The sequence below is a fragment of the Intestinimonas butyriciproducens genome (assembly GCF_016901775.1).
Taxonomy (GTDB): Bacteria; Bacillota; Clostridia; order Oscillospirales; family Butyricicoccaceae; genus Pseudobutyricicoccus.
Window position 1 is genome coordinate 17,173 of record NZ_JACJKW010000014.1, and the last position, 25,265, is coordinate 42,437.

A 25,265-nucleotide genomic window follows, 5' to 3' on the forward strand; every position below is an offset into this window, starting at 1 on the left:
AAGAAAAGCTCTGCAAACCGTAAGGCTTGCAGAGCTTTTTTCAGCTGAGTCGGGAGGGAAGAGAAATGGGAAGCACCGGGGCCAGCAGACGAAAATCGGCAAAAGAAAAGTTATAGGAAGAATCCAGCAGGAGAGGACGCAGGCAGCTGTCCAATGCAGGGGGATGGTACAGGAGCAGGTCGATATAGCAATGCTCCATACCGGTAGCACCACCTAGAACAATGCCTTTTTCCTGGCCGCTTCCCCGGGGACCCAGAGCCTGTTGGATCTGCTGCTCCAGCTGATAGCGTATGGCATCGGCTTCTTCTGTGCCCAGATATTCTTCCGGGGCAAAGGAGAGATAGCAGGCATTGGCTCCGTATTCTCTCAGACCTTCCAGATTTTCCGTCCGTCCGGCGTAATAGTCATTGACCAGGCCGGTGTAGCAGGTGGAGCCCTGGATTACATCAAAACGGGGCAGCAGATTTTCCTGAGGATGAAAACCATAGGGGACCGATTGTTCATCCGGGCGCTGAATGGGAGGCAGACCCAATGCATCCATGGCTTCCAGCAGCCGGTCTTTCAAAGCGGTGAGGGGAAACATTCCCTCTTCCGGCTGGGAGAGGGGCTGAGCATCTGCAATATAGATATAACTCATGCTCTCGCCCAGGGTCAGATCCAGCAGCTGGTAAAAGGCGGACAGACTGTTGGGCTGCTCCAGGGAGCATAGCTGGGGGTGGTAAAAGGACAGCCGGAAGGTGCCGGCAGAGGGTTCAAAACCCATGGAAATCTGCACATCACCGCTGGAGAAAGAAAGGCCGAACATGGAAAAATCAAAGGAAAAACTGCCCTGGCCCGGGAGTAAGGGGCGGAAGGTCCAGCTGTCCAAGACAGGGGGCTTGCGGCTGACCAGGTAGGGAAGAAGGTAAAAAAGAAATTCTTTTCCTTCTGCGGCAAAGGTAAATTCCCGATGCCCACCCATGGTGTATTGCAGTTGGGAGGACAACAGGGAGACTCCCTGATCCACAAAAGCGATCACATGCTGGGGATCATAGAGAGCAGGATGGTCGGCCATTTGGGCAAGAACCGGTTCGTTTTCCACGAACCATTGCCAAAAAGCGTCGGCTTTTTCGGAAAATGTCAAGAGTAAACGCCTCTTTCTGTTCCATTTTCAGAGCAGGTCAGCTCTGGGAGTAGGGCTTTGTGGTGTCGATGCGGATGGTGCGGCTGCTGTTGTCCCAAAGTACCTGGAAATCCAGAAGCTCCGCCAGATCCCGCAGTTTAAAATAGTTGTTGCCCCCGATGTTGTATTTTTGGGTGTCCACCGTCCGGCCGTCCAGACTGAGGGCGTCTTTGGGCTGACGGCCCAGGGTGGGAATGGAGCCCAAAGGTCGGGAGAGCTCTCCTGCCACCGGCTGATAGGGCTTCCCCTGCTCAATGGAGACCTGACGGGTCATGTTGTCCCAGCCCACATTGTATTGCTTGTTGGTACCATTGAGGGCAGCGGCCAGGTCCCGCAGCTTGAAATAGTTGCTGCCGTCGATGTTATAGACCCCCAGGGAAAGGGGAGAGCCATTGACGGTCACTGCGGCCTGGGAGGGGAGGGCCAGCACCGGGGCTGGGGAGTAACTTTGAAGAAATGCATCCACATCCTGACTCCGGTAGCCGCCGGAAAAGAACTTTTGGGCGGTGAGAGTGTCGGTTTGGGTGGCAAATCCATCCCAGAAATGGTCCATGGCGCTGCGGTACTCACTGCCGGAGACCGAGGTCATCTGATTGTTTTTCCACATATAATAAGAAGTGGAGCCGCCGTTTTCCTGGTAGGCAAAGCGTTTGCGGCAGAGGATCTCACCTTTTTCCAGCGAAAGCTCCCACAAAGCGTTGCCGCCGGCCGGATCATTTCCTTCACAGGTGAGAAGGGCCTCTCCGGTATCGGTGCTGAAGGAAAGGCGGAGATTCTGCAAAACAGAAGTGGGAGTCTGGCTGCCAGAGGCCAGAGAAAGCTCCGCCAGCTGACCTGCCGAGCAGGCAGCCAGGGGAATGAGAGGAGACAAAGGTCCGCTGCCGCCGAAAAGCTCCGGCGTGCCGTCCAGATCCACATCGGCCAGCAGCAGATAATGGGGCTGACCATCGGAGAGCAATGTGCGGATCTTCCCTTTGTACAGGGTTTGCCAATCATACTCCGCGGCCCGGGGAGAAAGGGCCAGAAGAAAGGTGAAACACAGGGCCAGAAGGCCTCTGCGGAAGATTTTTTTCATATAAAAAGCTCCTTGCTGCAATATAAGGATATTATAGCATGACACCCATGGATGGAACAAGAGGGCGGAAAACTTTGCAGAAAACCTTGCAGGATTTTACCGGAAGATGAGGGGGAGATATAGACAGGAAGAAGGAAAAATGGTATGCTGAACATAGAAAACGAGGTGATGATCTATGCCGATTGCCATGCCTGTTGTATGGCTCATTGCAGTGGTTATTTTTGTCATTGCCGAAGCGGCAACCATGGGGCTGACCTCCATCTGGTTTGCCTGCGGCGCCTTGGTGGCCATGGTGGCTGCTTTGCTGGGGGTAGGCCTGTGGGGACAGCTGATCCTGTTTGTATTGGGGTCGGCGGTGCTGCTGGCCACCACCCGCAAGTGGGTGGGCAAGCTGAAACTGGGAAAAAAGCCCACCAATGCCGATCGGATCGTGGGACAAAAGGCTGTTGTGATCCAGGAGATCCACAACCAGATGGCCCAGGGACAGATTCGGGTGGGCGGCCAGATCTGGACGGCCCGCAGCACGGACGAGACACCCATTGCACAGGGCGCTGAGGTGGAAGTGGTGCAGATCTCCGGCGTCAAAGCCATTGTGCGCCCCTGGACAGAGAAGTAAAAAGGGAAAAGAGAAAATCTGATGTATGGAGGGTGAATGTATGTTGTTGGCTGTTTTGGCAGGCTCCGCCCTGCCGGTCATTCTGTTTATCGTCCTGGCGATTTTTGTGCTCATCGTCGTGGCTTCCTGTGTCACCATTGTACCCCAGGCCAGCGCCTTTATTGTGGAGCGGCTGGGCGCATACAGCGGCACATGGGAAACCGGTCTGCATTTCCGTATTCCCCTTTTGGAAAAGGTGGCAAACAAGGTGACGCTGAAAGAGCGGGTGTCTGACTTCCCGCCCCAGCCGGTGATCACCAAGGACAATGTGACCATGCAGATCGACACCGTCATCTATTTCCAGGTCACCGACCCCAAACTGTTCACCTATGGCGTGGTGCATCCCATGGCGGCCATCGAAAATCTGACAGCCACCACGCTGCGTAACATCATCGGTGAGCTGGAGCTGGACCAGACCCTGACCTCCCGGGATATCATCAACACCAAAATGCGCACCATCCTGGATGAAGCCACCGATCCCTGGGGCATCAAGATCAACCGGGTGGAGCTGAAAAACATCATCCCGCCCAAGGAGATCCAGGATGCCATGGAGCGGCAGATGAAAGCCGAACGGGAACGCCGGGAAGCGATTCTGCGGGCCGAAGGTGAAAAGCGCTCCGCCATTCTGGTGGCCGAAGGCGAAAAGGAAGCCACCATTCTGCGGGCCGATGCCAACCGGCTGGCCAAGATCGCCGAAGCCGAAGGCGAGGCCGAGGCGCTGCTCAAGGTGCAGACCGCTCTGGCCGAAGGCTTCAAATTGCTGAATGACGCCGCTCCCACCGACAGCGTGGTGAAGATCAAGGCTCTGGAGGCCTTCGCCAAGGCCGCCGATGGCAAAGCCACCAAGATTATCATCCCCTCGGAGATTCAGGGGATCGCCGGTTTGGCTGCTTCTGCCAAAGAAGTGTTCAAAGATTAAAAGGCGTGAAAGGGCCCGCTGCAAAATGGGCCAGTGAAAAAGACAGGCTGTGTGCCTTGAAAGGGGTACGCAGCCTGTCTTTTTGTTTTCCGGTTAATTTGCAATAAATTGGATTCCACAGGTTTCTGATCCGGCGATCTTGACAGTGCAGCCACGGGAAAATCGAAAAGTGTTCCACTATGACATCAGTAAATTACTGGGAATGATTTGTTGTATTTTTCCAGATCAGCATCGGCAAATTATACAAGAGTTTATATGCAAATTTTGGCATGGTTTACAAAAAGAAGCATCCTTACAGCAACAGTATAGACAACGATAAGGGCGTTTGATATAATGTGCGAACCAGCGCGCGAGAGACTTCAAAGGGGGAAAAATATGGAATTGTTAAACAGCATCGTCGAATCGCTGAAGGATGTTCTTTCCGGCAAAATTCTTGTTGTGTTGCTTCTTGGAACCGGCATCTGGTTCACCGCCAGACTGGGCTTTGTGCAGTTCAGGGAATTCGGAAGCGCTTTCAAGGCGGTGTTTGGAAACATTAAACTCAAGGGGGACAAGGCGGATAAAAATGGCATGAGCTCATTCCAGTCCCTTGCAACAGCTATCGCAGCTCAGGTAGGTACCGGCAATCTGGCCGGCGCGGCTACCGCTATGGTAATGGGAGGACCTGGTGCCATTTTCTGGATGTGGATCAGCGCCATACTGGGCATGGCCACCATTTTTGCAGAGGCAACACTTGCTCAAAAGTACAAGACCATTGGAGAAGACGGCGAAATAACCGGCGGCCCTGTTTATTACATCAGAGCAGCTTTCAAAGGGCGTCTCGGCAAAACTCTGGCTGCCTTGTTTGCCATTCTCATCACCCTCGCTTTGGGATTCATGGGGAATATGGTTCAGGCAAACTCCATTGCAGACTCTTTTAAAGGAGCCTTCGGCATCAATCCCATCATAATAGGTGTGATCATAGCTGCGCTGTCTGCCTTTGTTTTCATTGGCGGTGCAGCCCGTGTAGCATCTATTACGGAAAAAATTGTTCCCATCATGGCTGCTTTCTATATTGTGGGCGCCCTTGTAATCATCGCCATGAATTTCGAGATGATTCCCGAAGCATTCAGACAGATTGTGGTGGGAGCGTGGAATCCCGGCTCTGCCATCGGCGGTTTTGCCGGTGTTGCAGTCTCTCAGGCTGTAAAATACGGTATCGCCCGCGGTCTTTTCTCCAACGAGGCCGGTATGGGCTCTACACCCAATGCCCACGCTCTTGCAAAGGTCAAGCATCCCTGTGATCAGGGTATGGTGGCCATGATGGGTGTATTCATCGATACCCTTGTCATACTGAATCTCACCGCTCTCGTCATTCTTGTCACAGGTCAGCTTCAGTCGGTCAATCAGACTTTGAGCGGAGCGGGCCTTACACAGATGGCCTTCAACATGGGATTCGGCAATTTCGGTAAGATATTCATAGCAATCTGCATGTTCTTTTTTGCCTTTTCCACAATCATCGGCTGGTATTTCTTTGGCGAAAAGAATGTGAAATACCTTTTTGGACCCAAAGGCGTGATACCCTATGCTTCCATCGTTGTCATTCTCATCGTTGTAGGCTCTGTCCTAAAGGTAGAACTGGTATGGAATCTTTCGGATTTCTTCAATAGCCTTATGGTAATCCCCAATGTTCTCGGCCTTCTGGCGCTGTCAGGCGTTGTCAGCAAGCTCTACAAAGAGTGGGAAGCATCCAAAAAGGCTGGTAAAAACAAAAAATAAGCTGTGATCAACAAAAAATCCGCCGCAGAACACTGATGTTCTGCGGCGGATTTTTTTCGTGGGTTAGTTTGCGATGCCTTCCATTTTTTCCAGATATTCGTCATAGCTGCACATCCGGTCCACAAAGCCATCGGGCTTGAGGCAGATGATCCGGTTGGCGATGGTCTGGATAAACTGGTGGTCATGGGAGCTGAAGAGCACATTGCTCTTGAAATCCATCAGGCCGTTGTTGACGGCGGTGATGCTTTCCAGGTCCAGGTGGTTGGTGGGCTGATCCAGCATGAGCACATTGGCGTTTTTCATCATCATCCGGGAGAGCATGCACCGCACCTTCTCGCCGCCGGAAAGCACCTGGGCGCTTTTGAGCACATCGTCTCCGGAAAAGAGCATTTTCCCCAAAAAGCTGCGGAGATAGGTCTCGGTGATGTCATTTTCTGAAAACTGCTCGATCCACTGGAGAAGGTTCCCCTGGAAATCGTCGAAAAAGGCGGAATTGTCCCGGGGGAAATAGCTGGTGGTGATGGTGGAGCCCCACTTGAATTCCCCTTCATCCGGTTCCAGCTCGCCATTGAGGATGCGGAACAGGGTAGTGGCGGCGTTTTCGTTTTCGCCGATGAAGGCGATTTTGTCCCCTTTGTTCACCCGGAAGGACACCCGGTTGAGAAGCATTTCTCCGTCCACCATTTTGCTCAGGTTGGTGACGGTGAGGATCTCCTTGCCCGGCTCCCGGTCCATGGTGAAGCCCACAAAGGGATAGCGGCGGGAGGAGGCGGGCATTTCGGTGACTTCCAGTTTGTCCAGCAGCTTACGCCGGGAAGTGGCCTGCTTGGACTTGGATTTGTTGGCGGAAAACCGCTGGATGAAGCTTTGCAGTTCCCGGATCTTTTCTTCATTCTTTTTGTTCTGATCCCGGATGAGCTTCTGCATCAGCTGGCTGGACTCATACCAGAAGTCATAGTTGCCCACATAGAGCTTGATTTTGGTATAGTCGATGTCAACAATATGGGTGCACACATTGTTGAGGAAGTGCCGGTCGTGGGACACCACGATGACGGTGCCCGGATAATCCTGGAGGAAGTTTTCCAGCCAGTTGATGGAAAGCACATCCAGGTCATTGGTGGGCTCGTCCAGAAGAATGATGTCGGGCTGGCCGAAGAGGGCCTGGGCCAACAGCACCTTCACCTTTTCTTTGCCCTGAAGGGTTTCCATCTGCTTTTCCAGGATGTCCACCGGCAGGCCCAGACCCTGGATCAGGCGGGAGGCTTCGCTTTCCGCTTCCCAGCCGTTCATCTCGGCAAATTCCCCTTCCAGTTCGGAGGCACGGATGCCGTCCTCGTCGGAAAAGTCCGGCTTCATGTAAAGGGCTTCTTTTTCCTTCATGATCTCATACAGGCGGCTGTTGCCCATGATGATGGTATCCAGCACGGTATATTGATCGTAGGCGTAGTGGTCCTGCTTGAGCACGCTCATCCGCTCGTTCTTGCCCAGGGAGACCTCGCCGTGGGAGGGTTCCAGCTCGCCGGACAGGATGCGCAGGAAGGTGGATTTCCCGGCGCCGTTGGCGCCGATGACGCCGTAGCAGTTGCCGGGGGTAAATTTCAGATCCACATGGGAAAAAAGATTCTGGCCGTCAAAATTCAGGCTCACATCGGTAACTGTGATCAATGGTAGTTCCTCATTTCTCCGCGCCGGGTATTCTGTCTGCTTTGGGGCCCCTTCTCCTGCGCGGCGGGGAGTTTGAGGGAGCGAGACCACAACATGGTATCATATTTTATGTAAAAATCAAGGACTTTTCGGTAAACAATCGGTGGACAGAAGAGAAAGGGGCGTGTACAATAAAATCAAGTGCATTTCATTTTGGGAAAGGAAAAAATATATGGTTCACATTGGAAATGACTGGGACGAGCTGCTGAAAGGGGAATTTGACAAGGAATATTACCAGAATCTGCGCAAATTCCTGGCGTCGGAGTACCGCAGCCGTACCATTTATCCCTCTATGTACGATATTTTCAACGCCCTGAAATATACGCCCTACCATGAGGTGCGAGCGGTGATCCTGGGGCAGGACCCCTATCATGGCCCTGGCCAGGCCCATGGGCTCAGTTTTTCGGTGCAGAAAGGGGTGCCGGTGCCCCCGTCGCTCAATAACATCTATCAGGAACTGGAAGAGGATGTGGGCTTTCACCGTCCCGGCCATGGCTGCCTGACCCAGTGGGCCCAGGGAGGGGTACTGCTGCTGAACACCGTGCTCACCGTCCGGGCCCATGCGGCCAATTCCCATCGGGGTATGGGATGGGAGAATTTCACCGATCGGGTCATCGATCTGCTCAATGAGCGGCAGGAGCCTATGGTGTTTCTACTGTGGGGAGCCAATGCCCGGTCCAAACAAAAGCGCATCACAAATCCCCATCACCTGGTGCTCACGGCCCCTCATCCCAGTCCGCTTTCGGCTTATCAGGGCTTTTTTGGCTGCCGCCATTTCTCTCAGTGCAATACCTTTTTGCAGCAGCATGGGCAAGAGCCTATCCAGTGGCAGCTGGAAGAATAACCGCATAAAAAAGCTCCCGGCCTTGCCGGGAGCTTTTTTTATGCTTCAGGGCTGCACATGAGTGGAGCCGAATACATTGGTGGAATCCAGATAGATTTTAGGGGAGTTTTCCGGCAAACCGGAGGGCATCTGGTTATAGGTGCGGCCGAACAGGGAAACGCCTTTGGTGTAGACCAGGGTGTTTTCCGGCAAGAGCAGGTGTATGGAGCCGAAAACGGCGGTGGTTTTCAGCTGGATGTCCTGGGCGATGACGGCGTCACGCAGATCCACCGTCAGAGATCCAAAGACCGCAGTGAGCCGGGCGCCGCCGGTGATGGTGTTCACGATGCGCCGGGTCTCGTGGGAAAAGACGGCCGACAATTCCGGCGCATGGCTTAGATCCATGGGCGGCGCTTCTCCGGCAGGCACCGGCACCCGGCGGGGCCGGGCCAGAAGACCAATGCCCAGGATGATGAGAAGAGCAGGAAACATCAGCTGGATCATCCGGTGCCAGCTGAGGAGCCCCCGGGCGGAAAACAGCAGCATCAGGCCGAAAACCAGACCCAGGGAGTTGCCGGTGTCAAAGCCGTTTTCCACAATGGAAAAAAGACAGGGGACGATGATAAATAAGCTCCACCAACCGTCGAAAAATAAATCAAAATGCCAAAAATCCATCACATCCCCGGCATAGCCCAGGCCGGCCAGTATGAGAACAACGCCCAGAAGAATGCGGGACCATTGCTGTTTCATGGAAAGACCTCCCTTTTGTTATGGATTTTCCGGCAGAGTGCAGCCGGTGAGCCAGCCGTCCTCCGAAAGGCCGGTGATGCGCACCGAAAGCAGCTGGTTGTGCAGTCCTTTTTCGCTTACCCGCACTTCACAGTATTCCGGAGAGAAACCGCTGGACAGTCCGTCCTTTTCCTGCTCAAAAAGAACGGGAAGCACCTGGCCCACCTTGGAACGGAGAAAATCCTGATGAAGCTTGTGAAAACGCCCGATTGCCTGCCGGCTCCGCTCTTCCTTTTCCTTCTGGGGAACCTGGTCCGGCATGGAATAGGCCGGGGTACCTTTCCGCCGGGAGTAGGGGAACACATGAACCTGGGCCAGACCGCAGGCTTCCACGAAAGCCAGGCTTTCTTCAAAATCCGCCTGGGTCTCTCCCGGAAAGCCCACGATCAGGTCGGTGGTCACAGCGCAGCCGGGGTAGGCCTTTTTCAGCATTTCCACCGATTGGGCATAGCGTTCCGGGGTGTATTTCCGGTTCATACGGCGCAGGGTATCCGGGCATCCGCTTTGCAAAGACAGGTGGAAATGGGGACACAGATTGGGATAGGGCCCCACCTCCTCCAGAAATTCCCGGGTGATGGTCCGGGGCTCCAGGGAGCCGACACGGATGCGGGTGTGGGGAGCGGCCCGGCAGATGGCGGCCAGCAAAGCGGCCGGGGAAGGATGATCGGGCAGATCGATGCCGTAGGAGCTGACCTCGATACCGGTGACGACGATCTCCTGATAGCCTTCCTTTTCCAGGGAAGCGGCCTGGCGCACAGCTTCCGTGAGGGGGATGGAGCGGCAGCGGCCCCGGGCATAGGGAATGATGCAGTAGGTGCAGAAATTCTGGCAACCGTCCTGCACCTTGAGCAAAGCCCGGGTGCGGCCCCGTAAGCCTCCGGCGGGGAGCACTTCAAATTCCCGGGCTTCCTGTACGGCGCTGCCGCCGGAGAAGGAGGCCTGGGATTGAGCCTGTTCGGCCAATTCCACAATCTGTCCCTTGCAGCCGGTGCCCACCACAATGTCGGCGCCGCACATCTCCCGGGCCTGTTCCGGCTCCATCTGGCTGTAGCAGCCGCAGACGATCAAAGTGGCCTGGGGATTGATTTTCTTGCAGCGGCGGGCGGCATTGCGGGATTTTTTGTCGCTGAGGGCGGTGACAGTGCAGGTGTTGACGATATACACATGGGCAAATTCGTCAAAGGGAACGATGGTGTGTCCCCGCTGTTCAAACAGAGTCTCCAAAGCCTGGGTCTCAAACTGGTTGGTTTTGCAGCCCAGGGTGTAAAATGCGATTTTCATAATTCACCTTCCAAAGGGGATCAGGGTTTGATTTGTCATCTGACAGCATTATAACGGAAAAAATCCCTGGGGTAAAGGGCGAGGAAGGCATGGAGAAAAAAGGAGGTGCATAGACTTTACCACAGGAGAAAGGGGACAGTGCGATGAAGAAATGCGGGAAGAAAGTTTTGGCCATGATTCTGTGTCTGGGAATGGTATGGGGAGGAGGAAAGGCCGCCCAGGTGCCGGAAGAAGAGCAGCTTCAGCCTCTGGCCGGCATTCAGGCTCCCAGCGCCATTCTCATGAGCGAGGATGGCACCGTGCTTTATGAAAAAGATGCCGATACCCCCAGGGAACCGGCCAGCGTCACCAAGGTGATGACCATGCTTCTGGTGATGGAGGCTTTGGAAAATGGGCAGATCACACTGGATGAGATGGTGACCACTTCGGCCTATGCCGCCAGCATGGGAGGCAGTCAGATTTACCTGAAGGAAAACGAGCAGATGACAGTGGATGAGATGCTGAAATCGGTGGCGGTGGCTTCGGCCAACGACTGTGCCGTGGCACTGGCGGAGCATCTGGCCGGAACAGAGGAAGCCTTTGTGGCCCGGATGAATGAACGGGCCGCACAGCTGGGGATGGAGAACACCCATTTTCAAAACTGCAACGGTCTGCCAGCCGACGGCCATGTGACCACGGCACGGGACATTGCCATGATGTCCCGCCAGCTGATGGGCCATGAAAAAATCTTTGAATATACCAGGATCTGGACCGATTGGGTGCGCAACGGTACCTTTGGCCTGACCAATACCAACAAGATGATCAATACTTATCAGGGCATGACCGGGCTGAAAACCGGTTATACCACCGGGGCGGGATATTGCCTGTCAGCCACGGCAGAACGGGAGGGGCTTTCTCTCATCGCCGTGGTGATGGGAGCGGCCGATTCCCAAAGCCGCAATGCCGATGCGGCCGCCCTTCTCAACTACGGCTTTGCAGGCTATCAGGCGGTGCCCATTACAGCAGACCAGCCCATCATGCCGGTGCCGGTGCTGCTGGGGAAACAGGAGTATGTGCTCTGCCAGCTGGAAGAGCGGCCGCCGTTGGTGCTGAAAAAAGAATTGGTGCCCACTTTGGAAAAGGAACTGGCGATGGCGCCCTCTCTTTCGGCTCCGGTGAAAGAAGGCGCCCGGGCCGGTCTGCTCACCATCCGCAGCCAGGGGGAAGAAATCGCCCGGATTCCGGTGGTTACAGCAGAAAAAGTGGAAAAAAAGAGTCCGGGCGGCCTGTTTCTGGAACTTTTTAAACGGTGTGCCATGGAGCGGGAAGAAGGGAGAATGTGAAAAAAATTAAAATCTTCCAGGGAATTTGCGAAATCTTCGAGAAATCCGGTTGTAACTCTTGATGGTTTATGATATCATTTGATAAACAACTGTTAGGAGGAACGCACTTATGGTAAAAGTCTTTATGGGCCTTCCCGGAAGTGGAAAAACTAAGCATCTTATCGATCTTGTAAATAACGCGGTGGAAAACGAGTCGGGCAATGTGGTCTGCATCGAACTGGGGCAGAAGCTGCGCTTTGACCTGAACCACAACGCCAAGCTGGTGGACATCACCGAGTATGATTTCCAGGGCAGCTTTGAAACCCTGATGGCCTTTGTCAACGGTATGTATGCCGGCAATTATGACATCACTCACATCTTCATCGACAGCACCCTGAAGATCGTGGGCTGCGATGATGTGGAAGCCATCGAATCCTTCCTCAGCCGTCTGGACGCTTTCAGCGAAAAGACCGGCGTCAAGTTCACTGTCAGCCTGAGCGCCGATGTGAGCCGGGCTACAGACAAGATCAAAAAGTATTTCTAAGTGCGCGGAAGCGAGCGGGCGGGGCAGAATGCTCCGCCCGTTCTTTTTGCCGGAAGAAGGCAGAAATTTGGCCTTTTTCACATTCCCATTTGCCGCGCTTTATGTTACAATGATAAAAGGCCCAATAGACCCGGCGGATCTGCCGGGCCCCGGGCATATCTTTCCGTGAACGATGAAGCAAAGAGGGTTCTGTGTGAAAAGACTGGGAAAAAAGTTTTTGGCAGTTGTTTTGCTGATGGGATTGATCCTGTCTCTCAGCGGCTGCTCGGTGGAAAGCGGCGACGCTTTGGCCAGCCTGCCCCGGCTGCCGGGAGAATATCTGGCGCTGCAGCAGCAGGTGGATGCAATCCTGGCCCAGGGGTATATCCCTGCCGTGGCCGAAAGCGGTCAGAACCGTCAGGCCATGCAACAGCAGGATATCGACGGGGACGGGCAGAAGGAGATCATCTCCTTTTACCGCAGCTCTACCAGCGGCGAATATATGATCTATGTCCATAAGCGCCAGGGAGATGACTATGTGGAGCTGGGGCATGCCAAGGGATACGGACGGTATCTGAAAGAAGTGTCCTACCCCCGGTGTCAGAACAATGGGGCCCGGGCCATCGCCCTCAGCTGGGGCATGGAGGATGACAGTGCTTCGGGAATGTCGGTGCACACCCTGGGCAGCGATGGGTTGAATGAAGCATTGGCTGTCCGATACAGCAATTCCTACATTGCCGATGTGGACTATGACGGGGTGGACGAAATTTTCCTCACCGCCTTTGACCGGGTGGGCGGCGCGATGGTGATGACCGCTTACGGCTTCCGGAACGGGGCCTGCACGGAGATTTCTCAGACGCCCCTGTCTTCCGATGTGAAAAATGTGGTGAAGATCACAAAAAGCACCATTCCCGGCCAGTGGGGTCTGTCTCTTTATGTGGACAGCCTGGCGGCCACCGGCGGCTATATCACCGACATCGTGGAGCTGCGCAGCGGCGTTTTGACCAATACCACCCTGGGCAGCGGCAGCAAACGCAGCGCCGCCACCTGGCGTCCGGTGAATATCACCTGTCAGGATATTGACAATGACGGGATTCCGGAAGTGCCGCTGGGAGATATGCTCCCCGGCTATACCGATCCGGAGGCGGCAGATACCATGTGGAAACTGCGATGGACCCGCTTTGAAAACGGCGGCGCCAGTGGCGTGGCTATAGAGACTTTCCACGCCCCGGCGGACGGATGGTATTTTCAGTGGCCGGAGACATGGGGCAGCAATGTGAGCGCCCAGCGCAAGAGCGAGGCGGGAATCATCAAGACCACCTTCCTGGTGCCGGTGGAAGGGGCGGAAGAGGGGTACCTTTTCCAGGGAGAGAACAATGTGCTGCTCCAGATCTGGATGTTTACCGGAGACAACCGGCAGGAATATTTTGCTAGCAGCGGCATGGAATGGCTGCACACCAGCGACAACGCCATCTATGGCTATTCCCTGCCGGAAAACGGTTATCCCCAGTTGTCCCTCAGTGCCGATCAGGTGGCGCGGAGTTTTCATGCAATCACAAAGGAATGGACTTCGGAGGTTTTCAGCTGATTATGAATAAAAAAGTGTTGATTCTGGAAGATGAGGACAATATCCGCAGTTTTGTGGTCATCAATCTGAAGCGGGCCGGATATGAGACGGTGGAATTTGCCCTGGGAGAGGATGCGGTCACTTATGTGCGCACCCACAACGATGTGGATGTGGCCATTCTGGATGTGATGCTCCCGGACATCGACGGCTTTGAAGTCTGCCGTCGCATCCGGGGCAGCGGCAGCCGGATGGGCATCATCATGCTCACCGCGTTGTCCCAGGAAAACGATAAGATCAACGGTTTTATGACCGGGGCGGACGATTATGTGGGCAAGCCCTTTTCGGTGGTGGAGCTGGTGGCCCGGGTGGACGCTTTGTACCGCCGCCTGACCCAAGGCAGCTTCAATGCCGATGTGATCACTTCCGGACCGTTTTCTCTCAACCTCCGTTCACGGGAGCTGATGAAAAACGGACAGAGGATCGATCTGACCCAGGTGGAATATCTGCTGATGAAGAATTTCCTGGAAAACCGGGGGCGTGCCCTGGCCCGGGACGAGATTATGAACGAAGTGTGGGGGCGGGATTACCACGGAGACCTGAAAGTGGTGGATGTGAACATCCGCCGTCTGCGGCTGAAAATCGAAGACGATGCCGCAGCTCCCAAGTATATCGCCACCATCTGGGGATTCGGCTATAAATGGGAAGCTTAAGCAGGAGCGGGAGAGAGAATGGCTGAAGGAATCAAGAAACAGGCGGGGGACGGCCCCATGAAAAAAGCGGCCCTTTGGCTGAGCCGGCATAAAATGAGCGGGATCAAACGGCGGTGGATCGTCAACAACATGAGCATCGTCGTGCTTTTGCTTGCCATCATGTTTATCGCCGTGGGAGCGGCCACCACCAATTATTTTTACGATTCTCTTCATACCAGCCTGCAAAGCCGGGCCAATTCCAGCGCCAAAAACTTTTCCTCCTATATGAGCTCTACCTATGATGAGTTTTATGGCTATGCCCAGCAGCAGATCACCGAATTCAGTGACAAAGACAAAATGGAGATGCAGGTGCTGGACAGCAACGGGCTGATCATCAGTTCCTCCACCGGTCTGGTGGCGGGCACTGTGCCGGCCACCAACGATGTGAATCTGTGCATCGAGACCGGCGAGATGCAGTCCTTCACCGGTTATGACCCTTCCACCGAAGAGCGGATCATGGCGGTGACGGCTCCGGTGTTCCGGAAAAACAGCCAGGATCTCATCGGGGAAGTGCGCTTTGTCACATCCCTTAAGCTGCTGGACCGGCAGGTGGGGCAGATTTATCTGATGCTGGCCGGGGCCGCCCTGGCGGTGCTGCTTTTGCTCACCGTGACCAACCAGTTTTTCATCCATTCCATCGTCAACCCGGTGCTGAAAATCAACGAACTGGCTCAGAAGATCGCCCAGGGGCAGTATGGAGCCAGGCTGGATATGGATTTCCGGGATGAAATGGGAGAGCTTTGCAACACCATCAACAATATGTCCACCGAGATCGCCCGGATGGAAAAGCTGAAAAACGACTTTATCTCTTCGGTGTCCCACGAGCTGCGCACACCCCTTACCGCCATCGGCGGCTGGGCCGAGACGGTGGAAAACAATCTGGATGACAAAAACACCGTGGAGACCGGGTTGGACATCATCCGCAAGGAGACCACCCGTCTGTCCCGGATGGTGGAAGAGCTGCTGGATTTTTCCCGGCTGGAAAGCGGCCGGATGAAACTCCAGACCGAAGTGCTGGATCTGCGGGGAGAAGTGTACGACGCCCTGTTTGTCTATAACGAGATGCTTCGGCAGGAGGGCATCGAAACCAGCTACCACGAACCTTCTCAGCCGGTGTATGTCAGCGGCGACCGCAACCGGCTGCGCCAGGTGTTCCTCAATATCATTGATAACGCTGCGAAATATGGCGTCAGCGGCGGCAAAGTGGAGATTTCCATCGGGGTGGAGGAACAAAGCGCCGTGGTGCGCATCCGGGACTATGGCCAGGGCATTCCGGCCGATGAGCTGCCCTTGGTCAAGGAAAAATTCTTCAAGGGCAGCGCCCGCCAGAGAGGGGCCGGTATCGGTCTGGCCGTGTGCGATGAGATCGTGGCCATGCACGACGGCTCTCTGGATATCGACAGCATTTATGGGGAGGGCACCACGGTGAGCATCCGTCTGCCCATGGCCCCGTCTATGGGAGGAACCGATGAAACAACAACCGAAGGAATTTAAAACCACCATCGGCGGCCAGGCCCTCATCGAGGGCATTCTGATGCGCGGTCCCCGCAAGACCGCCATCGTGGTGCGCAAGCCCGATGGGGAGTTTGCCATAAAGGAAGAAGAAGTGGGGACCGTCCGGAAAAATCCGGTGCTGCGTCTGCCTTTGATCCGGGGTGTTCTGGGATTCTGGGATTCCATGAAATACGGCATCAGCGCTCTGACCTATTCCGCTGAGTTTTTTGAAGAGGAAGACCCTTCCCAGCAGCCGGGAAAGGTGGAAAGCTGGCTTCTCAAAAAGTTCGGCAGCGAAAAGCTGGATAAAATTCTCATGGGTTTTGCCCTGGTCACCGGTATCGCTCTGCCTGTGGCGCTGTTTATTCTGCTGCCCACCCTTTTGGCGGGGTTTCTCCCCAACGGATCTTCCAACATCCTGCGCAATTTGCTGGAAGGCGTGGTGCGCATTCTGATTTTTCTGGCTTTTATTATTGTCACATCCAAGCAGAGCGATATCAAGCGGACCTATATGTATCACGGGGCCGAGCACAAAACCATTGCCTGTTATGAAAAAGGCTGGGAGCTGACGGTGGACAACATCCGCCAGTGCAGCCGGTTTCATCCCCGCTGCGGTACCAGCTTTTTGTTTGTGGTGATGATCATCAGCATTCTGGTCTTTTCGGTGTTTACCTGGCAGAGCCCCTGGGTTCGCATGGCCCTGCGGCTTTTGCTTCTGCCTGTGGTGGTGGGCATCAGTTATGAGATCAACCGGTGGGTGGGCCGCCATGACAATGGACTTTCCATGGCTCTGCGGGCGCCGGGACTGTTTTTGCAGCGTTTTACGACCAATGAGCCGGACGACAGCATGATCGAGGTGGCCATCGAGGCCATCCGGCGGGTCATTCCCGAAAATCAAGGAGAAGACAGGTGGTAATGGGATATGGTAGGCACCATTTCGGATGTATATTTGGACTTGCGCAATGAACTGCGTCATCACGGGGTCACCTCGGCCCCTTTGGAGGCCAAGGAACTGCTGGCTTTTGCCCTGGAGATCCCACGGGCGGAATTTAATGAGCGCAGCGGGAGCTACCTTTTCGACGAACAGCTGAAGCGGCTGAATGAGCTGAAAAGCCGTCGTTTGAAAGGGGAACCCTTGGCTCATATCATCGGGGAATGGGATTTTTATTCCCTCACCTTTACTTTGACCCCCGGCGTGCTCATCCCCCGGCCGGACACCGAAACGCTGGTGGATGCCGGCCTGGCCTTTTTCAGCCGCCGGGAACGGGGCAGGATGCTGGATCTGTGCTGCGGCAGCGGCTGCGTGGGCATCGCTTTGCTGAAAAATCTGCCGGATACCATCAGCTGTGTCTTTGCCGACACCTCCGAGGAAGCTTTGGCGGTGACCAAGGAAAACCTGGTGCGTCACCGGCTGACATTTCGAGGGCTGACGGTGGCCCAGGATGCGCTGAAACCCTGTGACCCGGCTCTGGGCAAATTCAATCTCATCGTTTCCAATCCACCCTATATTCCCACCGGGGACATTCCGGGGCTGGATGTGAGCGTGAAGGATTATGAGCCTCATGTGGCGCTGGACGGCGGGGCCGACGGATTGGATTTCTATCGGGCCATTGCCGCAAATTTCAAAGACGCTCTGACCAAAAACGGTATGCTGGCCTTTGAGTGCGGTATGGGCCAGGCCCAGCAGCTGGAGGAAATTATGAGGGAAAATGGATACGAGGATATCCGTATTCTCCGGGATTTCTCCGGTGTGGAGCGGGTGGTCACCGGTGTGCGCACACCGCCGGAAAAGATGTAAAAAACGAACAAATGTTGCATAATCCGATGCCAGGGTGTATACTGGTGTCACGATAGGGGGTTACGCTATGGATAAGAAAAAAGCATTGGAAACAGCCCTGGCGCAGATCGAAAAGGCCTATGGCAAAGGCTCGGTGATGCGTCTGGGAGAAAATACAGCCATGAATGTGGAAGCCATCTCCACCGGTTCCATCGCTCTGGATCTGGCTTTGGGGATCGGCGGTGTGCCCAGAGGGCGTATTGTGGAGATCTATGGACCGGAATCTTCCGGTAAGACCACATTGGCCCTCCATGTGGCCGCAGCGGCTCAGAAAGAAGGGGGCGAAGCTGCCTTCATCGATGCGGAACACGCTTTGGACCCGGTGTATGCCAAAGCCCTGGGCGTGGATGTGGACCGGCTGCTGGTCTCTCAGCCTGACACCGGTGAGCAGGCGCTGGAGATCACCGAGGCCCTGGTGCGCAGCGGCGCAGTGGATGTAGTGGTGGTGGACTCGGTGGCCGCTCTGGTGCCCCGGGCCGAAATCGAAGGGGAGATGGGGGATTCCTTTGTGGGCCTTCATGCCCGCCTCATGTCCCAGGCTTTGCGGAAGCTGGCCGGCGCCATCTCCAAATCCAACTGCGTGGTCATTTTCATCAACCAGCTGCGCGAAAAGGTGGGCGTGGTCTACGGCAATCCGGAAGTGACCACTGGCGGCCGGGCGCTGAAATTCTATTCCAGCGTACGCATTGAGATCCGCCGGGCCGAGCACATCAAAAATGGCAGCACCAACATCGGCAGCCGTACCAAGGCCAAAGTGGTGAAAAACAAAATGGCCCCTCCCTTCAAGGAGGCTCAGTTCGACATCATGTATGGCGAAGGCATTTCCAAGTTGGGCGAGATTCTTGATCTGGGCTGCGATCTGGGCGTGCTGCAAAAGAGCGGCGCCTGGTATTACCGGGGCGAGACCCGTCTGGGCCAGGGCCGGGATGCGGCCAAACAGTATTTCCGGGACAATCCGGAAGAGGCTCAGCAGGTGGAAGAAGCCATCCGTCAGGCTCTGAAGGACAAACTGTCGGAAAACACCGCCCGGGGCGGAAAAGCGGCCGCCAAGGCTGCCACACCTCCGGCACCTCCGGCTCCCCGGACTCCGGCGGCTGCCAAGGGCGGAGTGGAAGTATTTGCCGATGATTTTGAGGATGACAAGGAATAACAGACAAAGGACGGTAGGGGCATGAACGAGCAGAACAAAGCGGTATTGGATTACGCCGCCCGGCTGCTGGCGCCTCGGGCCATGAGCGAAAAAATGCTGCGGGACAAACTGACGGCCAAAAATTTTCCCCAGGAGGGCATCGATTATGCCGTGGAACGGCTGACCGAGCTGGGTGCTCTCAACGATGGGGAATATGCCCGTATGGTGGCCCGGTATTATGTGGATCGGGGCTTTGGCCGGCAGAAGGTGGATCAGGAGCTGCGCCGCCGGGGCATCAGTCATGAGATCGCCCAGGAGATTTTGCCTGGTCTGGCCCCTTGCAGCCGTCAGGTGGTGGCTTATCTGGAAAAAACCATCCGGGGCCACTACACCGACAAACGGCTTTTGCGTAAAGCCGCCGCCGGGCTTTACCGGCGAGGCTTTTCCTGGGAGCAGATCAACACCGCCATCGATGTGTACTGCGATCCCCAGCTGCGGGAAGAGCCGGGAGAGCAGGAAAATGTGGAGGATAGGGAGGAATAGACTTTTGACCGTAAAGATCCATATGAATTCCCTGGGCTGTGCTAAGAATCTGGTCAATTCCGAGCAGATGCTGGCGCTTTTGCGCCGGGAGGGAATGGAGATCGTGGACGATCTCCACAAGGCCGATGTGGCCATTGTCAACACCTGTGGCTTTATCGATGAAGCCAAACAGGAGGCCATCAACACCATTTTGGAAGAGGCCCGGCTGAAGGAAGAAGGGCAGCTGAAAGCCCTCATCGCCACCGGCTGTCTGGTAGAGCGGTATAAAGAGGAGATCCTGAAGGAACTGCCCGAGGTGGACGCCATCTGCGGTACCGGCAGCTATACCGACATCGTTCTGGCGGTGAAGGGAGCTCTGGCCGGACGGCGTCAGGCCTATCTGGGTCAAAGCGCCCAGGCGGCTCTGGAAGGAGACCGCCAGCTTCTCACAAAGCCCTATTCTGCGTTCCTGCGCATTGCCGAAGGGTGCAACAACCATTGCAGCTATTGCATCATTCCTGCTTTGCGGGGGCCCTTCCGCAGCCGTCCCATGGAGAATATCCTGGAGGAGGCCCGGTCCCTGGCGGAAAAAGGAGCCAAAGAGCTGCTGGTCATCGCTCAGGACACTACCCGCTATGGCACCGATCTCTATGGCAAGCGGATGCTGCCAGAGCTTCTGGAAGGACTTTGCCAGATCCCGGGGGTGGAATGGGTGCGTCTGCACTATCTCTATCCCGATGAGCTGGACGATGAACTGCTGGATGTAATGGAAAAGTACGAGAATGCCATCTCTTATTTCGATATCCCCATGCAGCACATCAGTGACCGGGTGCTTTCCGCCATGAACCGGCGGGGAGATGGGGCTCTGATTCGGGAACGGGTGGAAACCATCCGCCGCCGGTTCCCCAAGGCCGTCATCCGCACCTCCCTCATTGTGGGTTTCCCCGGAGAAACCGAAGAGGAGTTTGATGAACTGTACCGTTTCCTGGATGAGTACAAACTGGAGCGGGCCGGGGTCTTTGCCTATTCCCAGGAAGAAGGTACTGTGGCCGCCCAGATGGAAAACCAGATTCCCGAAGAGGAAAAGCGCCGCCGCCAGGAGATTCTGGTGGAGCTACAGGATGCGGTGATGGATCAGTTCTCCCAGACTCTGGTGGGAACACAGCAGAAGGTGCTTTGCTGCGGCTATGACCCGGAGCATGAGATGTACTTCGGCCGCACCTATATGGATTCCCCTGATGTGGACGGCATCGTCTATTTCTATTCGGAAGAGCCGGTGGAAGAGGGGAGCTTTGTCACGGTGGAGATCGAAAACGGCGTCGGCGCCGAACTGTACGGCGAGATCGTCTGTGAAGGAGGAAATCTGTAAAAATGACCACAGCCAACAAGATCACCCTGATCCGGGTGGGGATGATTCCCTTTTTCATCTATTTTGCCTATCAGGGCACTCAAACCTGCGATATCATTGCTCTTTGCATCTTTTTGCTGGCCAGCATGACCGATGCGCTGGACGGCTATATCGCCCGGCATTACAATCAGATCACCGATTTCGGCAAATTTGTCGACCCCCTGGCCGATAAACTGTTGGTGTGTGCCGCGCTGCTGCTCTTTATCCAGCGGGGCGAGATGAACAGCGTGATGGTGTTTATCATCCTGGCCCGGGAATTTATCATCACTTCCCTGCGTATCGTGGCCATCGGCAAGGGACGGGTGCTGGCTGCTGCCTGGTCGGGCAAAGTGAAAACTACTTTGCAGATTGTGGGCACCGCTGCCATTTTCCTCACCGATATTCTGGGGTGGCCGGGCATGGTGCAGACGGTGAGCGGCTGGGCCATGACTCTCATCACCCTCTATTCCGGTTTCGACTATATGAAGCGCAACTGGGATATCGTGGCCGACGGCGCCACATCCAAAAAATAACAGGAGGACCCTGCTATGGAACTGTATAACAGCCTCACCCGGAAAAAGGAAGAATTTGTGTCTCTGGAGCCGGGGAAGGTAAAAATGTATACCTGCGGCCCCACGGTGTATCACTATGCCCACATCGGCAATCTGCGCAGCTATATCATGGAAGATGTGCTGGAAAAATACCTGCGGTATCTGGGCTATGATGTGAAGAGGGTGATGAACATCACCGATGTGGGGCATCTGTCCAGCGATGCCGATACCGGCGAGGACAAAATGCTCAAGGGCGCCAAGCGGGAACACAAAACCGTCATGGAGATCGCCCAATTCTATACCGATGCCTTTTTTGAAGACTGCCGCAAACTGAATATCAAGCGGCCCGATGTGGTGGAGCCGGCCACCAACTGCATCCCGGATTTCATCGAGATGATTGAGGGGCTTCTGGAAAAGGGCTTTGCTTATGAGGCCGGCGGCAATGTGTATTTCGACACCTCCAAACTGAAGGAATACTATGTGTTCAACAAACAGGACCAGGAAGACCTGGCCGTGGGCGTGCGGGACGGCGTGGAGGAAGACACGAACAAGCGGAACAAAACCGATTTTGTGCTGTGGTTCACCAAGTCCAAGTTTGAGGATCAGGAACTGAAGTGGGACAGCCCCTGGGGCGTGGGTTATCCCGGCTGGCACATTGAATGCTCCTGCATTAGCCGCCGGTATCTGGGAGAGACCCTGGATATCCATGCAGGCGGTATTGACAACGCCTTCCCCCATCACACCAATGAGATTGCCCAGAGCGAAGCCTATTTTGGCCATAAATGGTGCAACTACTGGTTCCATGTCCATCATCTCAACACCACCAGCGGCAAGATGAGCAAGTCCAAAGGGGAGTTCCTCACCGTTTCCCTGCTGGAAAAGCAGGGGTATGATCCGCTGGTCTATCGCTTCTTCTGTCTCCAGTCCCATTACCGCAAGTCCCTGGTGTTTTCCGATGAGGGAATGCAGAATGCCGCTCTGGCCTACCAGAAGCTGCTGCAAAAAGTGGCGGACCTTTCTCCCAAGGAAGGGGAAAATTTGGACAAAGAAGGGGCCAAGGCGCTGCAGGAGAATTTCCGCCGGGGCCTGGACAACGACCTGAACACCTCTTTGGCGGTCACTGCGGTGTACGATGTGCTGAAAGCACCGGTGAACGATAAAACCAAGCTGTGGCTTCTGGAAGATTTTGATCAGGTGCTTTCCCTGGATCTGGTGGAAAAGGCCCGTCAGCTTTCCCAGCCGGAGGAGAATGGTCTGGAAGAAGAGATCGAAAAACTGATCGCTCAGCGGCAGGAGGCCCGGAAAAACAAGGACTTTGCCACCGCCGACCGCATCCGGGATGAACTGAAGGCCCAGGGCATCTTGCTGGAGGATACCCCGCAAGGCGTTAAATGGAGCCGCCAGAAATGATTTTTTTCCGGTAAAAAGCCGGAAAGAATACACCAAAAAGCCGCAATGCGCATATCCTGCACCAAGGGGGGATGGATGTGGATTGCGGCTTTTATACCGTCAGCCTGCTTGTGGCGCTGGCCTGCATGGGCCTTGCGGCCTGGGTGCTGGAGTGGTACAGCTTTGTGCTGCTCCATCATCTGAGGGGGAGACTACGGGTGGATATACATGTTTCCCTGGAAGGACTGACCCCCTGGGAGCAGAAACGGATGCTTCTGTGGGCCAAAAGGCTGTGTGCCCTGCGTTTTCCCGGGGCATGGAAGCAGGAAGAAGAAGGAGAGGAGGGAGTTTTCCCAGATGAAAGAGACAACTGAGCGGGAGCTGGAGAAGATCCAGGGTGTGGTGGATACCCTGATTTATAAGAATGACGACAGCGGCTGGGCGGTGGCCCGGGTGGATCTGGGCGTAGGGGAAGAGCTGGTGATTACCGGCGTCATGCCTTATCTGGGGGCAGGGGAGAGCATCGTCGCCTATGGCAACTATGTGACCCATCCGGAATACGGTCCTCAGTTTTCCGTTCTTTCCTATGAGCGGCTGCTGCCTTCCACTGCCCAGGGGATCTATGATTATCTGGCCTCCCGCACCGTCAAGGGCATCGGTCCCAAAACCGCCATGGCCATTGTGGAAAAATTCGGGGAGGACACCTTTGATGTGCTGGCCAGCCAGCCGGAGCTTCTGGAAACGGTGCGGGGCATCAGTCCCCGGAAGGCCCGGGAGATCCAACAGAATTTTCTTCAGCAAAACGCCATGCGGGCCCTTTTGCAGTTTTTCACCGAGAGCGGTCTGCCCATGTGGTGTGCCGCCGGGGTCTACAAGGTCTATGGGGCCTATGCAGAGCAGACTTTGCGGGAGGACCCCTATCTTTTGTGCCAGGAGCGGTTTGGTCTGGATTTTGGCCAGGTGGACGAGGCCGCCCGGCACATGGGCATGGATCCTTTGAGCCCGGTGCGGCTGCGGGCCGCTGTGTTGTATGAACTCACCTTCAATCTGCAAAGCGGCCATTGCTTTATTCCTCGGAAAAAACTGCTGACGGCCACCGCATCCCTGTGCGGCGCAGGGGAAGAGGATGTGGAAGATCAGCTGGAGGAGCTGTTGCAGCGGCAGCAGGTGGTGGAAGAGGATATCCGGAGCCAGCCCATGGTCTATCTGGCCACCCTGTTCCGCCAGGAGAACACCGTGGCCCGGGAGGTGGTGCGGCTGCTGAGCATGCACCTGGAAGCGCCGCGGAACCTGGAAAAGATGATCGCCCGCACCGAGAAAGAACAGGGGATGACCTATGCGGAAAAGCAAAAGGAAGCCATGGGCCTGTGCTTCCACGGGGCCTTGTCCTTGATTACCGGCGGGCCGGGCACTGGTAAAACCACAGCGGTACAGGGGCTTTTGTCCCTGTTGGATCAGAACGGCCTGACGGTCTTTCTCTGTGCACCTACCGGCCGGGCGGCCAAAAAACTCAGCGAGGTCTGTCACCGGGAGGCCAAAACCCTGCACCGGATGCTGGAAGCGGCCTTTTCCCCGGAAGAAGGGGTTATGCGTTTCAAGCGGAACAAGGACAACCCTCTGCCTGCTGATGTAATCGTGGTGGACGAGGCTTCTATGCTGGACATTTCCCTCACCGCCTCTTTGCTGGAGGCCATGAAACCCCATACCCGTCTGGTGCTCATCGGGGATGCCGATCAGCTGCCCCCGGTGTGGGCGGGCAGCGTCTTCTCCGATTTGCTGGCATGTGACTTTGTGCCCAAAGTCCACCTGACGGAGATTTTCCGCCAGGCTCAGAACAGCCAGATCGTCATGAACGCCCACCGGATCAACCGGGGGGAGATGCCGGAGCTCCGGCTTACCCAGGGGGATTTCTATTTTTCCGCTGCCTCCACACCGGAACAGGCGGTGGAGACGGTGGCCAGCCTGGTTTCTTCCCGGATCCCCGGGCATTTTGGCATCGATCCGGAGAACATTCAGGTGGTCTGTCCCACCCGGCAGCAGATGTGCGGCACGGTCTCTCTCAACCGCATTCTGCAGCAGCGGCTCAATCCGCCGGGAGAGGGCAAGACAGAGGTGCGTCACGGCCCCTATGTGTTCCGTCTGGGGGATCGGGTGATGCAGGTGCGGAATAATTACGATATCCTGTGGCAGAGCGCCGCCACCGCCGAGGTAGGGGCCGGGGTGTTCAATGGAGATACCGGGATCATCACCTACATCGACCGTTCTGAGCGGGTGATGGTGGTGCGCTTTGATGATCGGGAAGCGGCCTATTCCTTTGATGATCTGTACCAGATGGAACCGGCCTATGCCATCACCGCCCACAAAGCCCAGGGCAGTGAATATGAGGCGGTGATCGTGCCGGTGTTCCAAGCTCCCGCCCGGCTGCTCAACCGCAGTATTCTTTATACCGCCGTCACCCGGGCCAAACGGCTGCTGGTGCTGGTGGGGCGGCAGAGTGTGGTGGAGCAGATGGTGGAGAGCAACCAGAAAAACCGCCGGTACAGCGCCCTCAAATACCGGCTGAGGAGCTATCATGAAGCCATGGGCCTTGTTTGATTGGCTGTTTCCGCCCCGGTGTGCTTTGTGCGGACGCTTTCTTTGGGGAAAAGAA

At 55.6% G+C, this 25,265-nt stretch carries 23 protein-coding genes and 1 pseudogene; 19 read left to right on the forward strand and 5 right to left on the reverse strand.

Going from position 1 to position 25,265, the window contains the following annotated elements; all coding sequences use genetic code 11:
* Positions 1–40: 40 nt before the first annotated feature.
* Together H6A25_RS08500 and H6A25_RS08505 are read right to left on the reverse strand one after the other, a co-directional pair.
* Positions 41–1,123, reverse strand: a complete 1,083-nt coding sequence (locus H6A25_RS08500; protein ID WP_204751612.1) for a hypothetical protein — start codon at positions 1,121–1,123, stop codon at positions 41–43.
* Positions 1,124–1,160: 37 nt separating this feature from the next.
* Positions 1,161–2,237, reverse strand: coding sequence for a stalk domain-containing protein (locus H6A25_RS08505; RefSeq protein ID WP_204751613.1), 1,077 nt, complete (start codon positions 2,235–2,237; stop codon positions 1,161–1,163).
* A gap of 175 nt (positions 2,238–2,412) precedes the next feature.
* Between H6A25_RS08505 and H6A25_RS08510 the strand changes: the two genes are divergently transcribed.
* From H6A25_RS08510 to H6A25_RS08520, 3 genes are all read left to right on the forward strand, one after another.
* Positions 2,413–2,853 (forward strand): NfeD family protein, encoded by a 441-nt coding sequence (locus H6A25_RS08510; protein WP_204751615.1) that lies wholly within the window; start codon positions 2,413–2,415, stop codon positions 2,851–2,853.
* A gap of 40 nt (positions 2,854–2,893) precedes the next feature.
* Complete coding sequence (locus tag H6A25_RS08515) at positions 2,894–3,811, forward strand: SPFH domain-containing protein (protein ID WP_204751617.1); 918 nt, start codon at positions 2,894–2,896, stop codon at positions 3,809–3,811.
* Between the two features lie 375 nt (positions 3,812–4,186).
* Positions 4,187–5,569 carry an alanine/glycine:cation symporter family protein gene (locus H6A25_RS08520; RefSeq protein ID WP_204751619.1) on the forward strand — a complete coding sequence of 461 codons (1,383 nt, stop codon included), beginning with the start codon at positions 4,187–4,189 and terminating at the stop codon, positions 5,567–5,569.
* 63 nt (positions 5,570–5,632) lie between these two features.
* Here the strand turns inward: H6A25_RS08520 and H6A25_RS08525 are convergent, their stop codons facing one another.
* Positions 5,633–7,234, reverse strand: coding sequence for an ABC-F family ATP-binding cassette domain-containing protein (locus H6A25_RS08525; protein ID WP_204751621.1), 1,602 nt, complete (start codon positions 7,232–7,234; stop codon positions 5,633–5,635).
* 211 nt (positions 7,235–7,445) lie between these two features.
* On the opposite strand from H6A25_RS08525, the gene H6A25_RS08530 reads away from it, so the two are divergent.
* On the forward strand, positions 7,446–8,117 hold the full coding sequence (locus tag H6A25_RS08530; protein WP_204751623.1) for a uracil-DNA glycosylase: 672 nt from the start codon (positions 7,446–7,448) through the stop codon (positions 8,115–8,117).
* A gap of 45 nt (positions 8,118–8,162) precedes the next feature.
* Here H6A25_RS08530 and H6A25_RS08535 read toward each other — a convergent pair whose 3' ends face one another.
* On the reverse strand, positions 8,163–8,846 hold the full coding sequence (locus H6A25_RS08535; protein ID WP_204751624.1) for a LiaF transmembrane domain-containing protein: 684 nt from the start codon (positions 8,844–8,846) through the stop codon (positions 8,163–8,165).
* A gap of 18 nt (positions 8,847–8,864) precedes the next feature.
* Positions 8,865–10,166 (reverse strand): tRNA (N(6)-L-threonylcarbamoyladenosine(37)-C(2))-methylthiotransferase MtaB, encoded by a 1,302-nt coding sequence (mtaB, locus tag H6A25_RS08540; RefSeq protein WP_204751626.1) that lies wholly within the window; start codon positions 10,164–10,166, stop codon positions 8,865–8,867.
* Positions 10,167–10,309: 143 nt separating this feature from the next.
* On the opposite strand from mtaB, the gene H6A25_RS08545 reads away from it, so the two are divergent.
* The 15 genes and pseudogenes from H6A25_RS08545 to H6A25_RS13185 form a co-directional block, all read left to right on the forward strand.
* A complete protein-coding gene (locus tag H6A25_RS08545) occupies positions 10,310–11,488 on the forward strand; it encodes a D-alanyl-D-alanine carboxypeptidase family protein (protein ID WP_204751628.1) in 1,179 nt (392 codons plus the stop codon).
* Positions 11,489–11,597: 109 nt separating this feature from the next.
* Positions 11,598–12,011, forward strand: a complete 414-nt coding sequence (locus H6A25_RS08550; RefSeq protein ID WP_204751629.1) for a hypothetical protein — start codon at positions 11,598–11,600, stop codon at positions 12,009–12,011.
* Positions 12,012–12,204: 193 nt separating this feature from the next.
* Positions 12,205–13,578, forward strand: a complete 1,374-nt coding sequence (locus H6A25_RS08555; RefSeq protein WP_204751631.1) for a hypothetical protein — start codon at positions 12,205–12,207, stop codon at positions 13,576–13,578.
* Between the two features lie 2 nt (positions 13,579–13,580).
* Positions 13,581–14,267, forward strand: a complete 687-nt coding sequence (locus H6A25_RS08560; RefSeq protein ID WP_118428169.1) for a response regulator transcription factor — start codon at positions 13,581–13,583, stop codon at positions 14,265–14,267.
* 18 nt (positions 14,268–14,285) lie between these two features.
* A complete protein-coding gene (locus H6A25_RS08565) occupies positions 14,286–15,800 on the forward strand; it encodes a HAMP domain-containing sensor histidine kinase (protein ID WP_204751633.1) in 1,515 nt (504 codons plus the stop codon).
* Positions 15,775–16,716 carry a DUF1385 domain-containing protein gene (locus tag H6A25_RS08570; protein WP_204751634.1) on the forward strand — a complete coding sequence of 314 codons (942 nt, stop codon included), beginning with the start codon at positions 15,775–15,777 and terminating at the stop codon, positions 16,714–16,716. Before H6A25_RS08565 ends, H6A25_RS08570 begins: the two co-directional genes overlap by 26 nt.
* Before the next feature lie 6 nt (positions 16,717–16,722).
* A complete protein-coding gene (gene prmC, locus H6A25_RS08575; RefSeq protein WP_204751636.1) occupies positions 16,723–17,598 on the forward strand; it encodes a peptide chain release factor N(5)-glutamine methyltransferase in 876 nt (291 codons plus the stop codon).
* A gap of 67 nt (positions 17,599–17,665) precedes the next feature.
* A complete protein-coding gene (recA, locus tag H6A25_RS08580) occupies positions 17,666–18,787 on the forward strand; it encodes a recombinase RecA (RefSeq protein ID WP_204751638.1) in 1,122 nt (373 codons plus the stop codon).
* A gap of 21 nt (positions 18,788–18,808) precedes the next feature.
* Positions 18,809–19,309: a regulatory protein RecX gene (locus tag H6A25_RS08585; RefSeq protein ID WP_204751640.1), complete on the forward strand. Its 501-nt coding sequence runs from the start codon at positions 18,809–18,811 to the stop codon at positions 19,307–19,309.
* A gap of 4 nt (positions 19,310–19,313) precedes the next feature.
* Positions 19,314–20,657: a 30S ribosomal protein S12 methylthiotransferase RimO gene (rimO, locus tag H6A25_RS08590; RefSeq protein WP_243423297.1), complete on the forward strand. Its 1,344-nt coding sequence runs from the start codon at positions 19,314–19,316 to the stop codon at positions 20,655–20,657.
* A 2-nt stretch (positions 20,658–20,659) separates the two neighbouring features.
* Positions 20,660–21,208 (forward strand): CDP-diacylglycerol--glycerol-3-phosphate 3-phosphatidyltransferase, encoded by a 549-nt coding sequence (gene pgsA, locus H6A25_RS08595; RefSeq protein ID WP_204751643.1) that lies wholly within the window; start codon positions 20,660–20,662, stop codon positions 21,206–21,208.
* Between the two features lie 15 nt (positions 21,209–21,223).
* The gene (cysS, locus tag H6A25_RS08600) at positions 21,224–22,636 is read left to right on the forward strand and encodes a cysteine--tRNA ligase (RefSeq protein WP_204751645.1); all 1,413 of its coding nucleotides are present in this window, start codon (positions 21,224–21,226) and stop codon (positions 22,634–22,636) included.
* 77 nt (positions 22,637–22,713) lie between these two features.
* Positions 22,714–22,989, forward strand: coding sequence for a hypothetical protein (locus H6A25_RS08605; RefSeq protein WP_204751646.1), 276 nt, complete (start codon positions 22,714–22,716; stop codon positions 22,987–22,989).
* Positions 22,973–25,210, forward strand: a complete 2,238-nt coding sequence (recD2, locus tag H6A25_RS08610) for an SF1B family DNA helicase RecD2 (RefSeq protein ID WP_204751648.1) — start codon at positions 22,973–22,975, stop codon at positions 25,208–25,210. Before H6A25_RS08605 ends, recD2 begins: the two co-directional genes overlap by 17 nt.
* Positions 25,188–25,259 (forward strand): annotated as a pseudogene (locus tag H6A25_RS13185) (hypothetical protein); the annotation flags it as partial. The gene recD2 and the pseudogene H6A25_RS13185, both read left to right, overlap by 23 nt.
* Positions 25,260–25,265: the final 6 nt, after the last annotated feature.

Excerpts from the sequence above, each read along its gene's own strand:
- H6A25_RS08505 (WP_204751613.1), bottom strand. The coding sequence starts at position 2,237 with ATGAAAAAAATCTTCCGCAGAGGCCTTCTGGCCCTGTGTTTCACCTTT.
- H6A25_RS08510 (WP_204751615.1), top strand. The coding sequence starts at position 2,413 with ATGCCGATTGCCATGCCTGTTGTATGGCTCATTGCAGTGGTTATTTTT.
- H6A25_RS08515 (WP_204751617.1), top strand. The coding sequence starts at position 2,894 with ATGTTGTTGGCTGTTTTGGCAGGCTCCGCCCTGCCGGTCATTCTGTTT.
- H6A25_RS08520 (WP_204751619.1), top strand. The coding sequence starts at position 4,187 with ATGGAATTGTTAAACAGCATCGTCGAATCGCTGAAGGATGTTCTTTCC.
- H6A25_RS08530 (WP_204751623.1), top strand. The coding sequence starts at position 7,446 with ATGGTTCACATTGGAAATGACTGGGACGAGCTGCTGAAAGGGGAATTT.
- H6A25_RS08535 (WP_204751624.1), bottom strand. The coding sequence starts at position 8,846 with ATGAAACAGCAATGGTCCCGCATTCTTCTGGGCGTTGTTCTCATACTG.
- mtaB (WP_204751626.1), bottom strand. The coding sequence starts at position 10,166 with ATGAAAATCGCATTTTACACCCTGGGCTGCAAAACCAACCAGTTTGAG.
- H6A25_RS08545 (WP_204751628.1), top strand. The coding sequence starts at position 10,310 with ATGAAGAAATGCGGGAAGAAAGTTTTGGCCATGATTCTGTGTCTGGGA.
- H6A25_RS08550 (WP_204751629.1), top strand. The coding sequence starts at position 11,598 with ATGGTAAAAGTCTTTATGGGCCTTCCCGGAAGTGGAAAAACTAAGCAT.
- H6A25_RS08560 (WP_118428169.1), top strand. The coding sequence starts at position 13,581 with ATGAATAAAAAAGTGTTGATTCTGGAAGATGAGGACAATATCCGCAGT.
- H6A25_RS08565 (WP_204751633.1), top strand. The coding sequence starts at position 14,286 with ATGGCTGAAGGAATCAAGAAACAGGCGGGGGACGGCCCCATGAAAAAA.
- H6A25_RS08570 (WP_204751634.1), top strand. The coding sequence starts at position 15,775 with ATGAAACAACAACCGAAGGAATTTAAAACCACCATCGGCGGCCAGGCC.
- prmC (WP_204751636.1), top strand. The coding sequence starts at position 16,723 with ATGGTAGGCACCATTTCGGATGTATATTTGGACTTGCGCAATGAACTG.
- recA (WP_204751638.1), top strand. The coding sequence starts at position 17,666 with ATGGATAAGAAAAAAGCATTGGAAACAGCCCTGGCGCAGATCGAAAAG.
- H6A25_RS08585 (WP_204751640.1), top strand. The coding sequence starts at position 18,809 with ATGAACGAGCAGAACAAAGCGGTATTGGATTACGCCGCCCGGCTGCTG.
- pgsA (WP_204751643.1), top strand. The coding sequence starts at position 20,660 with ATGACCACAGCCAACAAGATCACCCTGATCCGGGTGGGGATGATTCCC.
- cysS (WP_204751645.1), top strand. The coding sequence starts at position 21,224 with ATGGAACTGTATAACAGCCTCACCCGGAAAAAGGAAGAATTTGTGTCT.
- recD2 (WP_204751648.1), top strand. The coding sequence starts at position 22,973 with ATGAAAGAGACAACTGAGCGGGAGCTGGAGAAGATCCAGGGTGTGGTG.